General features: G+C 62.9%; 14 protein-coding genes and 2 pseudogenes. 10 read left to right on the forward strand and 6 right to left on the reverse strand.

Annotated features, from left to right (window positions below; translation table 11 throughout):
• Positions 1 to 78: 78 nt before the first annotated feature.
• The 3 genes from RVY76_RS06775 to RVY76_RS06785 all read right to left on the reverse strand — a co-directional run bounded on the left by RVY76_RS06775 (position 79) and on the right by RVY76_RS06785 (position 2,030).
• On the reverse strand, positions 79 to 390 hold the full coding sequence (locus RVY76_RS06775; RefSeq protein WP_317376622.1) for a tyrosine-type recombinase/integrase: 312 nt from the start codon (positions 388 to 390) through the stop codon (positions 79 to 81).
• Positions 387 to 656: a tyrosine-type recombinase/integrase gene (locus RVY76_RS06780; protein WP_317376623.1), complete on the reverse strand. Its 270-nt coding sequence runs from the start codon at positions 654 to 656 to the stop codon at positions 387 to 389. Before RVY76_RS06780 ends, RVY76_RS06775 begins: the two co-directional genes overlap by 4 nt.
• A 606-nt stretch (positions 657 to 1,262) precedes the next feature.
• Positions 1,263 to 2,030 carry an IclR family transcriptional regulator gene (locus tag RVY76_RS06785; protein WP_317376624.1) on the reverse strand — a complete coding sequence of 256 codons (768 nt, stop codon included), beginning with the start codon at positions 2,028 to 2,030 and terminating at the stop codon, positions 1,263 to 1,265.
• A 124-nt stretch (positions 2,031 to 2,154) separates the two neighbouring features.
• Here RVY76_RS06785 and RVY76_RS06790 point away from each other — a divergent pair, with 124 nt between their 5' ends.
• From RVY76_RS06790 to RVY76_RS06825, 8 genes and pseudogenes are all read left to right on the forward strand, one after another.
• Positions 2,155 to 2,538 (forward strand): RidA family protein, encoded by a 384-nt coding sequence (locus tag RVY76_RS06790; protein ID WP_317376625.1) that lies wholly within the window; start codon positions 2,155 to 2,157, stop codon positions 2,536 to 2,538.
• A gap of 86 nt (positions 2,539 to 2,624) precedes the next feature.
• A complete protein-coding gene (locus tag RVY76_RS06795; RefSeq protein WP_317376626.1) occupies positions 2,625 to 3,395 on the forward strand; it encodes an ABC transporter permease in 771 nt (256 codons plus the stop codon).
• 3 nt (positions 3,396 to 3,398) lie between these two features.
• Complete coding sequence (locus tag RVY76_RS06800; protein ID WP_317376627.1) at positions 3,399 to 4,673, forward strand: pyridoxal-phosphate dependent enzyme; 1,275 nt, start codon at positions 3,399 to 3,401, stop codon at positions 4,671 to 4,673.
• Positions 4,674 to 4,700: 27 nt separating this feature from the next.
• Positions 4,701 to 6,266 carry an ABC transporter substrate-binding protein gene (locus RVY76_RS06805; RefSeq protein WP_317376628.1) on the forward strand — a complete coding sequence of 522 codons (1,566 nt, stop codon included), beginning with the start codon at positions 4,701 to 4,703 and terminating at the stop codon, positions 6,264 to 6,266.
• A 9-nt stretch (positions 6,267 to 6,275) separates the two neighbouring features.
• Positions 6,276 to 7,214, forward strand: a complete 939-nt coding sequence (locus RVY76_RS06810) for an ABC transporter permease (protein ID WP_317376629.1) — start codon at positions 6,276 to 6,278, stop codon at positions 7,212 to 7,214.
• Positions 7,215 to 7,365: 151 nt separating this feature from the next.
• On the forward strand, positions 7,366 to 8,457 hold the full coding sequence (locus RVY76_RS06815; RefSeq protein WP_317376630.1) for an amidohydrolase family protein: 1,092 nt from the start codon (positions 7,366 to 7,368) through the stop codon (positions 8,455 to 8,457).
• Positions 8,457 to 10,289 carry an ABC transporter ATP-binding protein gene (locus tag RVY76_RS06820; RefSeq protein ID WP_317376631.1) on the forward strand — a complete coding sequence of 611 codons (1,833 nt, stop codon included), beginning with the start codon at positions 8,457 to 8,459 and terminating at the stop codon, positions 10,287 to 10,289. The genes RVY76_RS06815 and RVY76_RS06820 overlap by 1 nt, the downstream gene beginning before the upstream one ends.
• Positions 10,290 to 10,346: 57 nt before the next feature.
• Positions 10,347 to 10,463, forward strand: a pseudogene (locus tag RVY76_RS06825) (IS5/IS1182 family transposase); the annotation flags it as partial.
• A gap of 399 nt (positions 10,464 to 10,862) precedes the next feature.
• Here the strand turns inward: RVY76_RS06825 and RVY76_RS06830 are convergent.
• Together RVY76_RS06830 and RVY76_RS06835 are read right to left on the reverse strand one after the other, a co-directional pair.
• Positions 10,863 to 11,321, reverse strand: a pseudogene (locus RVY76_RS06830) (abortive infection family protein); the annotation flags it as partial.
• Complete coding sequence (locus RVY76_RS06835; RefSeq protein ID WP_317376633.1) at positions 11,309 to 11,749, reverse strand: hypothetical protein; 441 nt, start codon at positions 11,747 to 11,749, stop codon at positions 11,309 to 11,311. The gene RVY76_RS06835 and the pseudogene RVY76_RS06830, both read right to left, overlap by 13 nt.
• A gap of 349 nt (positions 11,750 to 12,098) precedes the next feature.
• Here RVY76_RS06835 and RVY76_RS06840 point away from each other — a divergent pair, with 349 nt between their 5' ends.
• Positions 12,099 to 12,590 (forward strand): helix-turn-helix domain-containing protein, encoded by a 492-nt coding sequence (locus tag RVY76_RS06840; protein ID WP_317376634.1) that lies wholly within the window; start codon positions 12,099 to 12,101, stop codon positions 12,588 to 12,590.
• Positions 12,590 to 13,126, forward strand: coding sequence for a hypothetical protein (locus tag RVY76_RS06845; RefSeq protein ID WP_317376635.1), 537 nt, complete (start codon positions 12,590 to 12,592; stop codon positions 13,124 to 13,126). Before RVY76_RS06840 ends, RVY76_RS06845 begins: the two co-directional genes overlap by 1 nt.
• 263 nt (positions 13,127 to 13,389) lie before the next feature.
• Here the strand turns inward: RVY76_RS06845 and RVY76_RS06850 are convergent, their stop codons facing one another.
• Positions 13,390 to 14,157 (reverse strand): TIGR02391 family protein, encoded by a 768-nt coding sequence (locus tag RVY76_RS06850; protein WP_317376636.1) that lies wholly within the window; start codon positions 14,155 to 14,157, stop codon positions 13,390 to 13,392.
• Positions 14,158 to 14,560 lie beyond the last annotated feature (403 nt).

Here is a 14,560-nt window from a genome sequence, read left to right on the forward strand (position 1 = left end):
AAGGGCCCGTCTCCGAACGCGTCCGACACGGTTTTACGGCCGTAAGCCCCGGGCGCGATCCCGGCCGGTTGCATATCCCTATCCCCACATTCTAGCCGCGATATCCTGCTCTTCCTTGCCCACGGCATCTGCGTAGATCGCCGTGGCGCTGAGCTGTGGATGCCCCATCCACTTCTGCAGCATGTGGAGTGGAATTCCGTTCACCGTGGCATTGATGCCGAACCTCTGCCGCAGGCCCTTTGGGCTCCTGTGAGGCGCGTCTGGGATCCCGGCCTCGACCATGACCGGCTTGACGATCTGCCAGAGCCGCACCTGGCCGATCGGCCAGATCGGCAGCGCCGCCCGCTTGCGGGAGCGCTGCGCCTTGCAAAGCCGGTGGGCGGTGTTCATCGTATCGACATAATCCGGCGGGACCGGCACGGCGCGCCTGCCGCATCCCGCCGCTTCTTCAAGCTGCGGATCGTGATCGTACCTCCCGAGAGATCGACGCGGGCCGGCGTGATCTCAAGAAGCTCCGAGGCCCGGCACCCGGTCCAATGCAGCGTCTCGCAGAGCGTCCGGTCCCGGGCACCCTGGCGGCGGGCCGCGGCAAGGAAGGCGGCCCGCTCCCCGGCGTTCAGGTAGAGCCGGTTCCCGGCGGTATCGTGGAGGCGCATTTCGCTGATGTGAACAGAATGCGCGACAAATGTTCAAAGAGGAAGCATCGATCGGTCCCCTGCCCCGATCCGGCGGCCCTGCTTTTGCTGAGACATGGCGCGGAGCAGCGGACGCTGTGGTGAACACTATTATTAATAGTGTTAAATTAGCTGAGTAGGTCTACGCGTCGGCGTCTCCGACAAGCTTCGCCTTGTGCTCCGCCGCATAAGACCGGAGGGACTTGCCTGTTAGCTGCCGGCCCTGAAGCTTGGACAGTTCCAGCGTGCCCGCGGTGTTCCGGCCAGTCTGCCAGCTTCTACGCGTCCAGTAGGTGCCTTCGGCGACCGTAAAGTCGTCAGTCGTCAGCACCAGGTCGGCGGCGCCGAGGTGGGTCCCCTCGTCCGTGGAGGCGTGGTTCGGCGTGTGCTGGCGGTACACGTAGGAGAGGTGGAGCCGGCCGGTGTGCTGGTCATGACCAAACCGGAGGCGTGAGCGAACCCACGGCGAGCCGCCTCGACCTTAGCGTAGGATTTCGCTCTCTCCTGCAAATGACCCCGAGATCGCCGTCTTTTAGCATATGGGCGAGTTAATGTGTGGGCATGAGCCCATTCTGTTGGTTGCTTGGGTTAGGTGACGCCTCGGCCGAGCGCCGCGTTAAGCCCTTGCGCGCTCGCCGCCAAGGCCTCCAAGAGTTCGTCCTTGCGCCGGCGATCGGTCGTCGCTGGGACCATGAAGCACAGCGTTGCGACGGGGGAGCCGTCTCGTTCGCGGATCGCCGCGGCGAGGCAGGTGGTGAAGGGATCCGACAGACCTGAAGTTTCCGTCACGCCTTGGCGGTGTGCCTCGCGGACCTGATCGAGGAAATTCTGTCGGTCAAGGACCTCTCCGGAGGGGAGGCGGAAGTCTTCCTCGGGGATCAATTCAAGGATCTTGTGATCGCTGAGACCTCCGAGAAGAAGCCGGCCCGAGGCAGTCCAGGGAATCGGAACGATGACACCGGCCTCAGAACTTATCCGGAAGAGACTGGCGCCAGGGTGCATGAAGGCGACCGTGTACTTGTTATTCACGAGGACGCAGAGTTGTGCCGTTTCTCCCGACTGACGGCTGAGGCGGATGACTTCGTCGCGGCCGAGTCGCGTCACCGGCTGCGACTCCAGGTAGGCGTCCGCGTAGAAGTAGACCTGCCGCCCGAAGAAGATGTCTCCATCGCCATTGGTCTCGAGAATCCCCGCCTCGGTAAGCCGTGAGATAAGGCTGTAGATCGACGAGCGAGGCGCGTTCAACGCTTTGGCCAGCGCCCCGATCGGCATCGGTCTGCGCACTTCGCGAAGATGTTCGAAAATCGAGATTGCCCTGTCGATTCCGCGCGCTCTGCCGTTTTCACCATCCGCCACGTTCGCTGCTCCTCAATCGCTTTCGGCAACATCTTCACAGAGGCCTTGCACGGACACCATTGGCTGGCTAGCCTCATCTGTAGACAAGCTGTCCATTATACGGGACAATATTTGGAGATATCTAGTGACGAAATCAACTGCAGTCGCCGCAGAGCCGGGCATTAAGCGCATCGACAGTGGCATCCGGATGAGCCAAGCCGTGATCAGCGGCGGACAGGTTCACGTGGCGGGGCAGATCGCGGAGGACACGACGGCCTCTATCACCGAGCAGACGCGCCAGGTTCTCGGTAAGATCGAGCGCCTGATCGCCGCGGCGGGTGCGAAGAAGTCCGATCTCATTGCGGTCAATGTCTTCCTGCCGAACATCGTCGACTTCGACGCCATGAACGCCGTCTACGATGCCTGGATCGATCCGGCGCATCCACCGGCACGCGCCTGCGTCGAGGCGCGGCTCGCCGATCCGGATCTGCGCGTCGAGATGACCGCGATCGCGGTCGCCCGGGTGTAGTCTGCATGTTGGCGGCTTGGAACAAACGTTTCTCCGCTATTGCACCGGTTCTGCTTGGAAGCAGGCTACTTGTCGCCGGCGCCACCTTGTTTCTGTTGGTACTCGGGGCGATCCTGTTCCTGCCGCTCTTCATGCCGCTCGATCCCCTGGCGCTCAACTATACGGCCATCCTCGCACCGCCGGGCTCCGAGCACCTGCTGGGGACCGATGCGATGGGGCGCGATCTGCTGGCGCGGATCGTCTACGGCGGCCGCAGCAGCGTGATGATCGGTGCGCTGGTGATGGTGGTGACGGCCCTCGTAGGGACGTTAATCGGTGTCCTCGCCGGAACGTCCCGCCGCCTGGACGGGCCGCTGATGCGGTCGATGGATGTTTTGATGGCATTCCCCGTGCTGCTCCTCGCCCTAGCAATCCTGGCCGCCCTCGGGAACACCGCGCTCAACGTGGTTTTCGCGCTGTCGCTGGTCTACATTCCCCGGACCGCCCGCATTGTCCGGGGCGAGGCGCTGGTGATACGCTCCCAGCCGTTCGTCGAAGCGGCACAGTCGATCGGCGCCTCTCGGCTCCGCATCCTCTTCGTCCACATTCTGCCGGGCGTGCTTCCTGCGCTCATGGTGCAGGAGACCTTCCTCTTTGCATACGCCATCTTGGGCGAGGCGGGGCTGAGCTTCGTCGGTCTCGGCCTGCAGCCGCCGGATCCGAGCTGGGGGAACATCCTCGGCGAGGCGCGCGCGACCTACCGCACTGCACCTTGGCTCATGATATATCCGGGCCTCGCGCTCGCGCTCACCGTACTCTCGCTCAATCTACTCGGCGACGGGCTGGGCCAGGCGATCGACCCTAAGCGGAGAAATTAACCGATGCACGACAGCAGCTCCAATGCGCACTGGGCTGAACCCGCTGCCGCCGACAAGGGCTGGTTGCGAAGCCTGGAAACGGGCCAGCGTTATGCCATGGGACCTCTCTTCGCTTGTCCCGCAACGGGGGGGGAACTGAGCGTCGAGGTCGATCTCGAGGCGGCAGCGGAGAGCTTCGCCCAGGATTGGAATCAGGCCGGATCGATCTGGAAGCGCTTTTCCGCCGTGCTCGCGCCATTCAACGCGGACCGTGCCGTCAGCCTGGGCGAGGGCAGCACGCCCCTCGTCCGCAGCGAACGGCTCGCAAGGGAGCTCGGTCTGCGCAACCTTTTCTTCAAGCTGGAAGGGTCGAACCCCACAGGGTCCTTCAAGGACCGGCAGATGTCGGTGGCATTGAGCATGGGCCGGCTCTGGGGCAAGACGTTGTACGCGACGATTTCCAGCGGAAACGTCGGTAATGCGCTATCGGCTTATTGCGCAAAGGCGGGTGCCGAGGCCCATGTTTGGGTCGCCGAGAACACCGCGGAAGCCAAGCTGCGCCAGATCGCCGTCTACGGCGCGCAGCTTTACCATATCCCTGCGCCCGGCCCCGGGAAGATGCGTGCCTACTGGGAGCTCTTCGCTGGAATGCGCGCCTTCTGCGAAGCCAATGGCGCGATGCCGATGGTGTCGGCCCGGCCCGTCAACCCCTTCATGGTCGAGGGCACGAAGACGATCGCCTTCGAGCTTGCCGCAGAACTTGGTTCGGTTCCGGACGAAGTCTTTTGCTGTGTCGGCGGTGGCGGCCTGCTCGGCGGCGTCACCAAGGGGTTCAAGGAGCTTCGCGAGATGGGGCTCGCCGACAGGCTGCCCCGGATGACGGGCGCGCAGCGCTCCGATCAAGAGCATGCGCCTATCAACCGACTGCACGAGGAGCCATACGTCAGCGGCGACTACTATCTCCCGCTCGACGGGGACTGGGCCGCGGAGTCGATCGCCGAGACTGAAGGCCAGCTCGATCTCGTCACCGATACCGACATCCTCGAGGCCCAGGCCCTTCTGGCAGAGCGCGAGGGCATCTTCGCTGAGCCGCAGGGCGCCTATGCCGCAGCCGCTCTTCTAAAGGCGTCGCGCGAGACGCGAATCGACCCCGACGCGACCGTCGTCTGCACGATCACCGGCACCGGCCTCAAGGACATGGCGGCCACGGCCCGCTTTGGCGAGGTCGTGACCCCAAAGCGGATAATTCAGGCGCAGAACCTGAACGACGCGACCTTCGCAGGTGCGTCCGCGAACTGACACATCAACACAATTGGGAGCGTAACTATGCAGAGCACGTCAAGATTTCTGGCCGGCGCGGCGCTGGTGGCCGCGTCCACCACCACCGCCCTGGCAGAGTGCCAATCGATGGGCGGCACCATCGAGGCGGCCATGACGACCAATGCCTCGACAATGGACCCCATCCTGTCGACCACGAACGCGAGCCGTCAGGTGTCGATCTACATCTTCGAGAGCCTCGTGACGCTCGACGATGCGTACCAGCCGATCGGCCAGCTCGCCGAAGACTGGGAGCGCAGCGAGAATGGCCTGAGCTATATCTTCCATCTCCGCGAGAACGTCCCCTTCCACAATGGCGATATCCTTGATGCCGATGACGTGACCGCGTCGCTCCAGCGCTTCCTCGCGTCGTCGCCCGGCGCGGGCCGATTCGATGCCGTGGAAAGCGTCGAGACGGTCGATCCCCTGACCGTACGGGTCACGCTTTCGGAAGATTTCCCCTTTATTACCAATCTGGCGATGCCCTCTCCGGTCGTGGCGATCATGCCCAAGGAGATTGTTGACGCTGCGGGCTCGGACGAGATCCGGGGCGAGGACATCGTGGGCACGGGGCCTTTCTCGCTTGAAAGCTGGACGCCCGACGTGTCCATCGACCTCGCGAAGTTCGAGGACTATCCCACCGATGAGCGTTACGAGGGGCCAACCGGCTTCGGCGGCGCGCGCACGGCCTGCGTGGACCTGGTCCGGCTCCTGCCCGTGACCGAGGAATCGAGTCGCGTGGCCGGCATCCAGACAGGGGATTTCGACTACGCCGAAGCGATCTCGATCACCGCGGTGCCCGAGCTTCAGGAAAGCGACGAGGTCAACGTCGAGATCGTGAAACCCCGCTGGGCGATCGTGCTTGAGCTCGACCATCGCAACCCGCTGATGCAGAATGTGGCCTTCCGGCAGGCTCTGCTTGCAGCGATCGATCCGCAGCAGGTCCTGCTTGCCTCGGCCTTCGGCCGCGAGGAGTACACGCGCGTCCAGCCGAGCATCTTCTTCCCCGAACAGAGCGGCTTCTACACCGAGGCCGGCGGCGATGCATATGGCACCCGCGACCTCGACAAGGTCGAGGACCTTCTGGAAGAGGCCGGCTACGATGACGAGCCCGTTATCTACCTGACCAACCAGAACTACGGTTGGATGTTCAGAGCATCTCAAGCGATCGCAGCGCAATGGCGCGAAGCCGGGATCAACGTTCAGACCGAATTGATGGACTGGCCGTCGCAGATCCAGCGCGCCCAGACCCAGGATGACTGGGCCGTGAACCAGACCGGCTGGTCGCCGCGCTTCGACCCCTTTCAGGTCCTGACCTCGATCCAGTGCGACTCGATCTCGGCCTTCGGCTACTGCGACGATGAGATGCAGGAACTGCTGGCGACCATCAGCTCGGGTGCCGAGGCCGACGAGCGACAGACTGCCTGGGAAGATATCCAGCAGAAGATCTGGGACGACGTCGTTGTTCTGCGGGTTGGCGATTACTTCGAGCCTGAGGCGACCCGGGCGGGGCTGACCGGCTACGAGCCGTTCTACGTAACGCCGCGCTTCTGGGACGTTTCGAAAGCCGAGTGAGGTCCGCGCATGGCCAGCATGATCTTCCGCCGTCTGCTGCTTTTCATCCCGATGTGGATTGCAGTCAGTATCCTGTCCTTCGTCATCGTTCACGCGACACCGGGGGACCCGGCGGCTAGCTTCGTCGGCATGGATACCGGGGCGGAAGGCATGCAGGCCGTGCGCGAGAGGCTCGGTCTCGACCAGCCCTACTTGCAACAGCTGGGCAGCTGGGTCGTGAACAGCATGCGTGGTGACTTGGGAGAGTCCTACTTCCTGGGCCGCAGCGTATCTCAGGCGATCATCGAAAGATTGCCCGTGACCTTCAGCCTCGGATTCCTGTCGCTTTTGGTCGCCATCGTCATTGGCATTCCGCTCGGCACGATCGCGGCGCTGTCCCCGAATTCCTGGAAGGACGCCTCCTCGATCGTGGTGTCGCTGACCTTCCTGTCAGTGCCGGAATTCGTGGTCGGCATGCTCCTGATCTACATCTTCGGCGTCGAGTTGCGCCTCTTGCCAATCGGGCGATACGTTCCCCTGTCCGAAGGGGTTTGGCCTTGGCTGTATCACATGATCCTGCCGGCATTCGCGCTTGGCGTGGGGCAGGCGGCGCTTCTTGCGCGGATGACGCGGGCCAGCCTGCTGCAGGTCCTCGGGGCCGACTACATCCGGACGGCGCGGGCCAAGGGCTTGCGCGAGCGCCGGATCCTGATCCGGCACGCCTTCCGCAACGCGATCATCACGATCATCACCGTCATCGGTTTGTCGTTCGCCCTCCTTTTGAGCGGCGCCTTCATCACCGAGGCTCTCTTCCAGTTGCCCGGCATCGGCAGCCTTGGGGTCAACGCCGTGATGCGGCGGGACTATCCAGTGGTGCAGGGCATCCTGGTGATCGCCTCGTCCTTCGTCCTCATCGTCAATCTGCTGGTCGATATCCTCTATCGCCTCCTCAATCCCTCAATTCGGTAATCTTATGGCTGACAGAGAACTTTGGATAAGGTCGGAGGCCATTTGGCGTGCCGAAACCGAAAGCTTTCGGCCCGGCTGGGTCGTCGTTGAGGGAGACCGCATTAAGGCGCTAGCCAAGCCTGGGGACGTCCCGGCGGAAGATGCCAAGCAGATGGACCTCGGGGGCAGGCGACTGCTGCCCGGTCTCATCAACACACACGTCCATCTAGAGTTCAGTGGCGAGGCCGATCCGCTTTCGGACTACTACGCCGAGGACGATGCCGAGCATCTGATGCGGGCGATCACCAATGCACATACGCTGCTCGAAAGCGGCGTGACTACCGCGCGCGACTGCGGGTCGGGCTGGTCCATGCTCGCGCTGTCCCGGCGCCCCGACCTCAGCCCCATTCCACTGCCACGCCTGCTGCTGTCCGGGCCGCCGATAACCGTGCCGAAGGGGCACCTGCACTTCATGCATGGTCTCGTTACGTCCGACGAGGATATCCGTGCCCACGTTTCGCGTCTCGCTCTGGAGGGCGGTCGAAGCGTGAAGGTCATGGCCAGCGGCGGCGGCATGACGCCGGGCTCCGACCCGGCGCAGACGATGTTCTCGCAAGGCAGCCTCGACCTCATCGCTTCGCTGGCGCGGGAGCATGGCTATCCGAGCGTCTCTCACGTTCTTGCCAGCGAGAGCATCCGCCTCTCGGCCCGGGCCGGGATCGACAGCCTCGAACATTGCGCGTTCCACGTTCACGGTGCCGGCGGCCGACTCGAGCGGCATTACGACGCCGACATCGCGCAGGAAGTCCGCGACGCCGGTGTACACGTGATGCCGAACCTTTCGACCGCCACCCATCCGCTCGACCGTCTCCGGGAGGCGGCCCGCCGGAGCGCCGATGAAGACCATGCCCTATACCAGTTCGACGTCATGCTCGAAACATTCCGACGTCTCCAAGGGCTCGGCATACCCTTCACCTGCGGTTCCGATGCAGGCGTGCGCGAAACCCATTTCGACGAAACCTGGCGCGAGATCATGTGGACGATGCGCGCCGGGCTGAGCGGGGCCGAAGCCATTCGTTCCGCCACGACCGGCGCGGCTGCCGCCATTGGCCTGGCCCACGAGATCGGCAAGATAGCCCCCGGCTATTCCGCGGATCTCATCGCCGTCGACGCCGATCCGCTTGAGCAGGAGGACGCATTCCGCGCGCCCTCCTTTGTCATGGCGCGCGGCGGCATCGTCAGGGGAGAGGGGAGGGCCGTCTGATGGCCGATGAGATACAGACCAACGTTCTTTCGGTGCGTGGGTTGACCGTCGGGTTCCGGTCCGGCCCCGAGTGGCAAAACGTGGTGCGCGATCTCGACTTCGACATCCCCGCCGGCCGCACCGTCGCCATCGTGGGCGAATCCGGGTCGGGTAAGAGTGTCAGCTCGCTCGCCATAATGGGGCTGCTTTCGAAGGAGCGGGCCCGAGTGAGCGGCCGGGTGGTCTACGAGGGCACCTCGTTGCTGGACCTCGGGCCGGAAGAGATGCGCCTGCTGCGCGGCGATGACATCGCCATGATCTTCCAAGAGCCGATGACGAGCCTGAATCCGGTCATGACCCTAGGTCAGCAGGTCTCGGAGGCGGTGCTTGCCCACAGGACCATTTCGCCAAAGGCGGCGCGCAAGGAGGCGCTTGACCTGCTCCAGCGCGTCCGGATCCCCGACGCGGAGCGCAGGTTCTCCGACTATCCGCACCAGTTCTCAGGCGGCATGCGGCAGCGTGTGATGATAGCCATGGCGCTGGCCGGCAATCCGCGGCTGCTGATCGCGGACGAGCCGACCACCGCGCTCGACGTGACGGTGCAGGCCCAAATCCTCGATCTGTTGGAGGAGCTTCAGCGGGAAACCGGGCTATCCATCCTCTTCATCACGCATGACATGGGCGTCGTCGCGGAGATCGCCGACGACATCGTTGTAATGTATCGTGGCGACTGCGTCGAACGCGGACCGTCAGCGGAGATCTTCTCGGCGCCCAAGCAGCCCTATACCCGCGCATTGCTCGCGGCTGTGCCGCGCCTCGGGGCGCTAAGGGGATCTGAGCTTCCCAGGCGATTTGATCTCGTTGATTTCAAGACCGGACGCTCGAAGCCGGCCATTCCCGTGATCGATACTGTCGAGCACGACCAAGAGCCAATCCTCGAGGTTGACGGGCTCACGACGCGTTTCGATATCCACGGCGGGCTCCTTGGGCGCGTCACGGCTCGAGTGCATGCCGTGGAGGACGTTTCCTTCACCGTGAAACGCGGGGAGACGCTGTCCCTAGTCGGCGAGTCGGGCTGCGGGAAATCGACGCTCGGCCGTTCGGTCCTGGGGCTTCTTCCGATCAGCGGCGGCACCGTCCGTCTGCGGGGCATGAACATTTCGGACCTCTCGCATGCCAAGCTGGCGCAACTGCGGCAAGCAGCCCAGATGATCTTCCAGGACCCTTTCGCGAGCCTCAATCCCCGTCTGAGCGTCGGAACCTCCATCGCCGAGCCCCTGATCGTGCATCAGCGGGCCGAAGATGGGGGGATCAGAGCCCGAGTCGGGCAGCTCCTCGAGCAGGTCGGCTTGTCCGCCTCGATGGCCGATCGCTACCCGCACGAATTTTCCGGCGGCCAACGCCAGCGCATCTGCATCGCCCGTGCCCTCGCCCTCAACCCGGACCTCATTGTCGCAGACGAGGCCGTCTCGGCCCTCGACGTTTCGGTCAAGGCCGAAATCATCAATCTTCTGCTCGACGTGCAGGAGGCGGCCGGGATCGCGATGCTATTCGTTAGTCACGACATGTCTGTTGTCGAACGGGTGAGCCATCGCATCGCGGTCATGTACTTGGGCCAAGTCGTGGAGATCGGCCCGCGAGAGGCCATTCTCGGGAATCCGCAGCACCCCTACACCCAACGTCTTATCGCGGCGGTCCCGATCCCCGACCCGAGCCGCCGCGGTGCCCGCCTCCCGACACCGTTGGAGGAGATTCCGAGCCCGGTCCGCCCATTGAGTCACGTGGTGCCGAAGACGGAGTGGAGGTCGGTGGGGCGAGACCATTCAGTCCTGTTCTCCGCTTATAGCAGTTAGGGTCAGAATCTATTGATTTTCCTAGAGCAGCGTGGTTCACGGCTCGAAAGTCGAGCGATGAACAGGTCTGATCTCTTCTGGTTGAGCAACGCGCAGATGGCGCGTCTGGAATCCTTCTTTCCCAAGTCCCACGGCAAGCCTCGCGCCGATGACCGGCGTGTATTGAGTGCTCTGCCCCTGAGAACTGGACCGCGCGAAGCTGGAGTTTTCGGCTACCATTCCCTGGCTGGGATAGGAGCTGAGGACGATGAAGGCATCGAGGTTCACGGAGGCGCAGAAGGCGTTCGTGCTGAAGCAGGGCTGGCCTCGGTCGCTTTCATTGTCTGCCTCGATGATCATTCGCTCACGAACAACCTGCCCCATACGCGACGGCGTGGCTACGGTGCTGAAGACACAGCACGACACACACTGAGCGTTCCAAATACCAGTGCTTTTGGACGCCTGTCGCCTAGCCCGGTCAGCGCAGATTTTACAGAATGACCCAGTCCGTTAAGCGCGAAGTGCTGGAAGGCGTGCAGTATTGCATGACCGTTTTGCCGCTCGCCGGCACGGCAGTGGATAGGACGGCCAAGTTCATTTCGTAGGTTCCGTAGCTTCGGGAAGTGCGCGCTGCATCTTCCGCTCCCAGGTTTCGATCAGGAAGAGCGCTATGGTGCTCGACGCGTGGATGGCGAGACGCGCGATCCGCGGGTCGATCCGACGGTGGCCTCGCTCCCGGCCGTGGGCGTCGCCGCCATGGGTGCGCAGCGCCCCGATCCCTTCGGTGGCCGTGGTCAGGCCACTGAGGACCTTGCGGATGTCGCTGGCGATCAGATCCGGTAGGTCCGTGCGCCCGGGCGAGAGGCCAAGCGGTTCCTGGACCGCACGCACGAGCGCCGAGACGTCCTTCTTCGCCGGCAGCTCCAGCCCAAGCTCGACGATGATCGAACGACAGACCGCCTCCAGCGTCGAGCAGGCGGCCGTCACGGCGTCCTCGGGGTCGTCCTCCGCGTTCCGGGTGGCGCGATCGAGATCCCGGCTCACCGTCCCGAAATCCAGCGTCGCGGTCTTCTCGGCGATAGCCCCGACGACCGCGGCCCCCGCTTGCGCAGCAATGCCCGGCCCTCACGCAGTGCCACCTCGAAACCATCCGGGGCGAGATGCAGGTTCAGGTGGTCGAGCACGGACTCCGTCTTCTCCGGCTCTCGAGCGTGGTTCCTTGGGTCGGCGACTGCCTCGATTGCCCGACCGATCAGCTCGTCACCATTCTCCTGCCGGGTGGCCCATCTGAGACATTCCCTCAGCGCCGGTAACCGAGATCCCTCGCCATGCGCGGGGTCGATACCGATCCCCATCAGGAAGCTGTCGATCTTGGGACCGGAGCGATAGATGCCGATCGGCGGCTCCGTGTTGCCAAGGCCGGGTCCGCCGGAAATCACCTGAACGAGTGCCTCGATGGTGAATGCCGAGAACGACGGCATCAGACATGCGTCCCTTGGGAGAGGTCATTTTTGTGGTTCGACGGCATGGTAACTTCCCTCGGTCGGACGCTTATCATATATAGAAATCAAGAAATTTTGCACTGCCCGGGGGATATTGGGCCTCCGGCCCAAGGCCTGAGCGCCTGCGGGGCAAGGCATCACTGCCGCCCCGGGGAGAGGCGCTTGTGCCTCCCAAAGCAGATTCCCCACAATCATACTCCTCCGAATAGACGCAGTGTCGAGTAACCCAAAATGAAGCTTGGGGGGGGGCGCTATGGCCCCCCGGAGCGATTTGCTAAGGCGCTCGCAAGCCAGCATATGTAAGCCATCGCATACGACGGAGACGAAAATGGCGGACCAGAAAAAGGAGGCGCAACTCCAGAAAGAACTGCGCACGAACGAGAAGAAGTGGTCGAAGGAGTTGATGGCTCCCGGGTTCACCGTAATCCCCAATGTCATCGTGACGCGCATGCAGGCTCTCGGCCTCGACGCCATGGACCTCGCCATCATCGTCTATCTTTCGACCTATTGGTGGACTCCCGAGGGTCTACCGCGTCCCTCGAAGAAGACCATGGCGAGCGCCTTGGGGTGTGATCCCAGCACGATCCGGAAAAGGATTCAGAAGCTCGAGGCCGGAGGGCTTCTACAACGTATCGAGCGCCGTGAAGGTTTATCAGGCTCGAAGCCGAACGAGTATTCCTTCGCCGGTTTGATCGAGGCGGCCACGCCCTACGCCCAGGAAGAGGTTCAGGAACGCGAAACAAAGCTCGCCGCCCGAAACGCAAAGGCGAAGCGCAAGGGTCGGCCCAAGCTGAAGGTAGTCAAGAACAAGGACGAGTGATGGCGTTTTTCCGCAATAAGAAAATACGGGGGGTCATCTACGATTTCGCCCACCTTGAACCCATGACCTTCCAAGTCGCGGACCAAGGGCAGGACTTCCATGTTCAGGTGGAATACAGCTGCCACGTATTCACCGAGAAATTCGATCCGGCGGCGCACACGCCGGACCTGCGGTATAACCATCCTGGAGAACCGCAGGAACGTGCCTTTTGTCTTGATCGATATGAGCAGTCGAAGTTTCTCCCCGGGCTTCTCGCGGGCCTCAGAGGGCATTCTGTCTACGACAGCGACCGGGCGACATACTTCGTTGTGAAGGGGATCGGAAACGCGCCCAACGTCCAGACCTATGTCTGCTTCTTTGCGGCAGTCCGTGCCAAGAAGCAGGGGGTGGATGTGCACCTCAAGGTCCGGTCAGCTTACTCGAAGGACCGCTTGGTGCGGACCGCGCGGCCAATACACTTCCCTACGTTGATCAGGAGCGTAGCGAACGGACAGCAGGTCCAGTTCGGCCCGCCCTCACAGATCAAACGGCGCTGATCAGAAACAAAAATAGGCTCCGCAGAGCCTACCTTGTGGAGCTTTAGGCTCCGGTCGGGACCACCTTGCACCTCACAGAGGATCGGCTTGCACCGATGTGGCCGCTGTATTGCCCTTTCAGGCTCACCCGATCATGAGCGGCGAGACAAGATATAGCGTAGAAGCGCGAGTATATCAAGCCTCCCGGGGAGGCACACACCCCCCGGGCTACATAAATATCGTCTATATGCAAACCGTTAACATATAGTATTGCACGAGTTCGATCAGACTTTATCTGGCGGTTTTTCCTGTTGCGCTGGCCTCCGCGCGTCGACTATGCGCAGCAGATGGCTGGCGAGCGTGACGATCTCGATCGCCTCGCCGGCATCCTCCATGGCGACGTTCCGATGCGAGTGTGGGTTTTTGTAGGAGCCCATGGCACCGATGAAGAGGTGCATGAGCCCGTCCTCTTCGGCCGTGTCGGCCTCGGAGTCCCGCAGCGGCCCACCCTGCCCGAAGGCAGCCTGCATGAGCTTTGTGCCGACCTGTTTCTGCGCGAGCCCCCCGGCCTCGCGCACCGCGATCTCGACGGCCCGCATAGCCTCGAAGACGGCGGATGCGAACCGCCCTCGAACGAAGGAGAGCCAGGCTTCCTCGGCGATCGCGGGATGCAGAAGATCGCGGTTCAGGCACCGGGCCAACTGGAACTGTCGGAAGTCCTCTTCGGATTGGAACCGCCGGGCGCGCCGGCTGAGGACCGACCAGCCCGTCGATCCGGGTTGCGGCACCAGAAGAGCCTGGGCCTCCAGCCAGGCGAAGGCCTCGGTTACAGCAAGCGCGATTTCCTCCCTCGCTTCCGGTGGATACCCTTGGCCCCCGCGAACACTCGAGGCACCGCTGGTGATCTCCGAAATGCAGTTGTGCACGCTGATCGGGCGAGGCTCCCGCTCGATCCGGTCGCGCAGCAGGATCAAGATCGTGCCGGCCAGTTCCTCGGGTTCGAGGGCGAGCAGAGCGTCCGGGTCCGTGATTGTCGTGTGGAGTTCTCTCATGCCCCCAGTAGTATCCGATAACCCTTCTTATCGGATAGTAACGGAGACAACAGAGCGAGTCCGATAAGCCGGCTATATGCATCTAAACTGAATGTCCGCTTTTGTCCGAGCTCCATCTGAGTGTGCAGCCGCAGCGGAGGTCTGCTTTCCGCCCATGTGGTAGAACCCCAGTTCGCGAGTGGGCAACTCTGGCCTTTCGAAGCCGCTTGCAGTTTTGCTATTAGGCTAGCCGCAGTTTCTGCGACGCGGGAAGGATCTTCGCCAGCTACCGGAGCGGAGGTTCTGGGCGGTAGCGGCGAGGCGGAGTTCTTCGTCTGCACTCTATGGGCCACGTAACTGCAGCCTCTTGAGCCCGAGGATGCGCCTCGGTAGGCGAAGAGCTTCTTGACCTGCTTCCCCAGCC

Origin of the sequence: Palleronia sp. LCG004 (assembly GCF_032931615.1) — a bacterium.
Lineage (GTDB): Bacteria > Pseudomonadota > Alphaproteobacteria > Rhodobacterales > Rhodobacteraceae > Palleronia.

Coding starts and splice junctions, on each gene's coding strand:
- RVY76_RS06800 (WP_317376627.1), top strand. CDS start 3,399: ATGCACGACAGCAGCTCCAATGCGCACTGGGCTGAACCCGCTGCCGCC.
- RVY76_RS06805 (WP_317376628.1), top strand. CDS start 4,701: ATGCAGAGCACGTCAAGATTTCTGGCCGGCGCGGCGCTGGTGGCCGCG.
- RVY76_RS06835 (WP_317376633.1), bottom strand. CDS start 11,749: ATGCCGTCGTTCTCGGCATTCACCATCGAGGCACTCGTTCAGGTGATT.
- RVY76_RS06840 (WP_317376634.1), top strand. CDS start 12,099: ATGGCGGACCAGAAAAAGGAGGCGCAACTCCAGAAAGAACTGCGCACG.
- RVY76_RS06815 (WP_317376630.1), top strand. CDS start 7,366: ATGGACCTCGGGGGCAGGCGACTGCTGCCCGGTCTCATCAACACACAC.
- RVY76_RS06845 (WP_317376635.1), top strand. CDS start 12,590: ATGGCGTTTTTCCGCAATAAGAAAATACGGGGGGTCATCTACGATTTC.
- RVY76_RS06850 (WP_317376636.1), bottom strand. CDS start 14,157: ATGAGAGAACTCCACACGACAATCACGGACCCGGACGCTCTGCTCGCC.
- RVY76_RS06820 (WP_317376631.1), top strand. CDS start 8,457: ATGGCCGATGAGATACAGACCAACGTTCTTTCGGTGCGTGGGTTGACC.
- RVY76_RS06780 (WP_317376623.1), bottom strand. CDS start 656: ATGCGCCTCCACGATACCGCCGGGAACCGGCTCTACCTGAACGCCGGG.
- RVY76_RS06775 (WP_317376622.1), bottom strand. CDS start 390: ATGAACACCGCCCACCGGCTTTGCAAGGCGCAGCGCTCCCGCAAGCGG.
- RVY76_RS06810 (WP_317376629.1), top strand. CDS start 6,276: ATGGCCAGCATGATCTTCCGCCGTCTGCTGCTTTTCATCCCGATGTGG.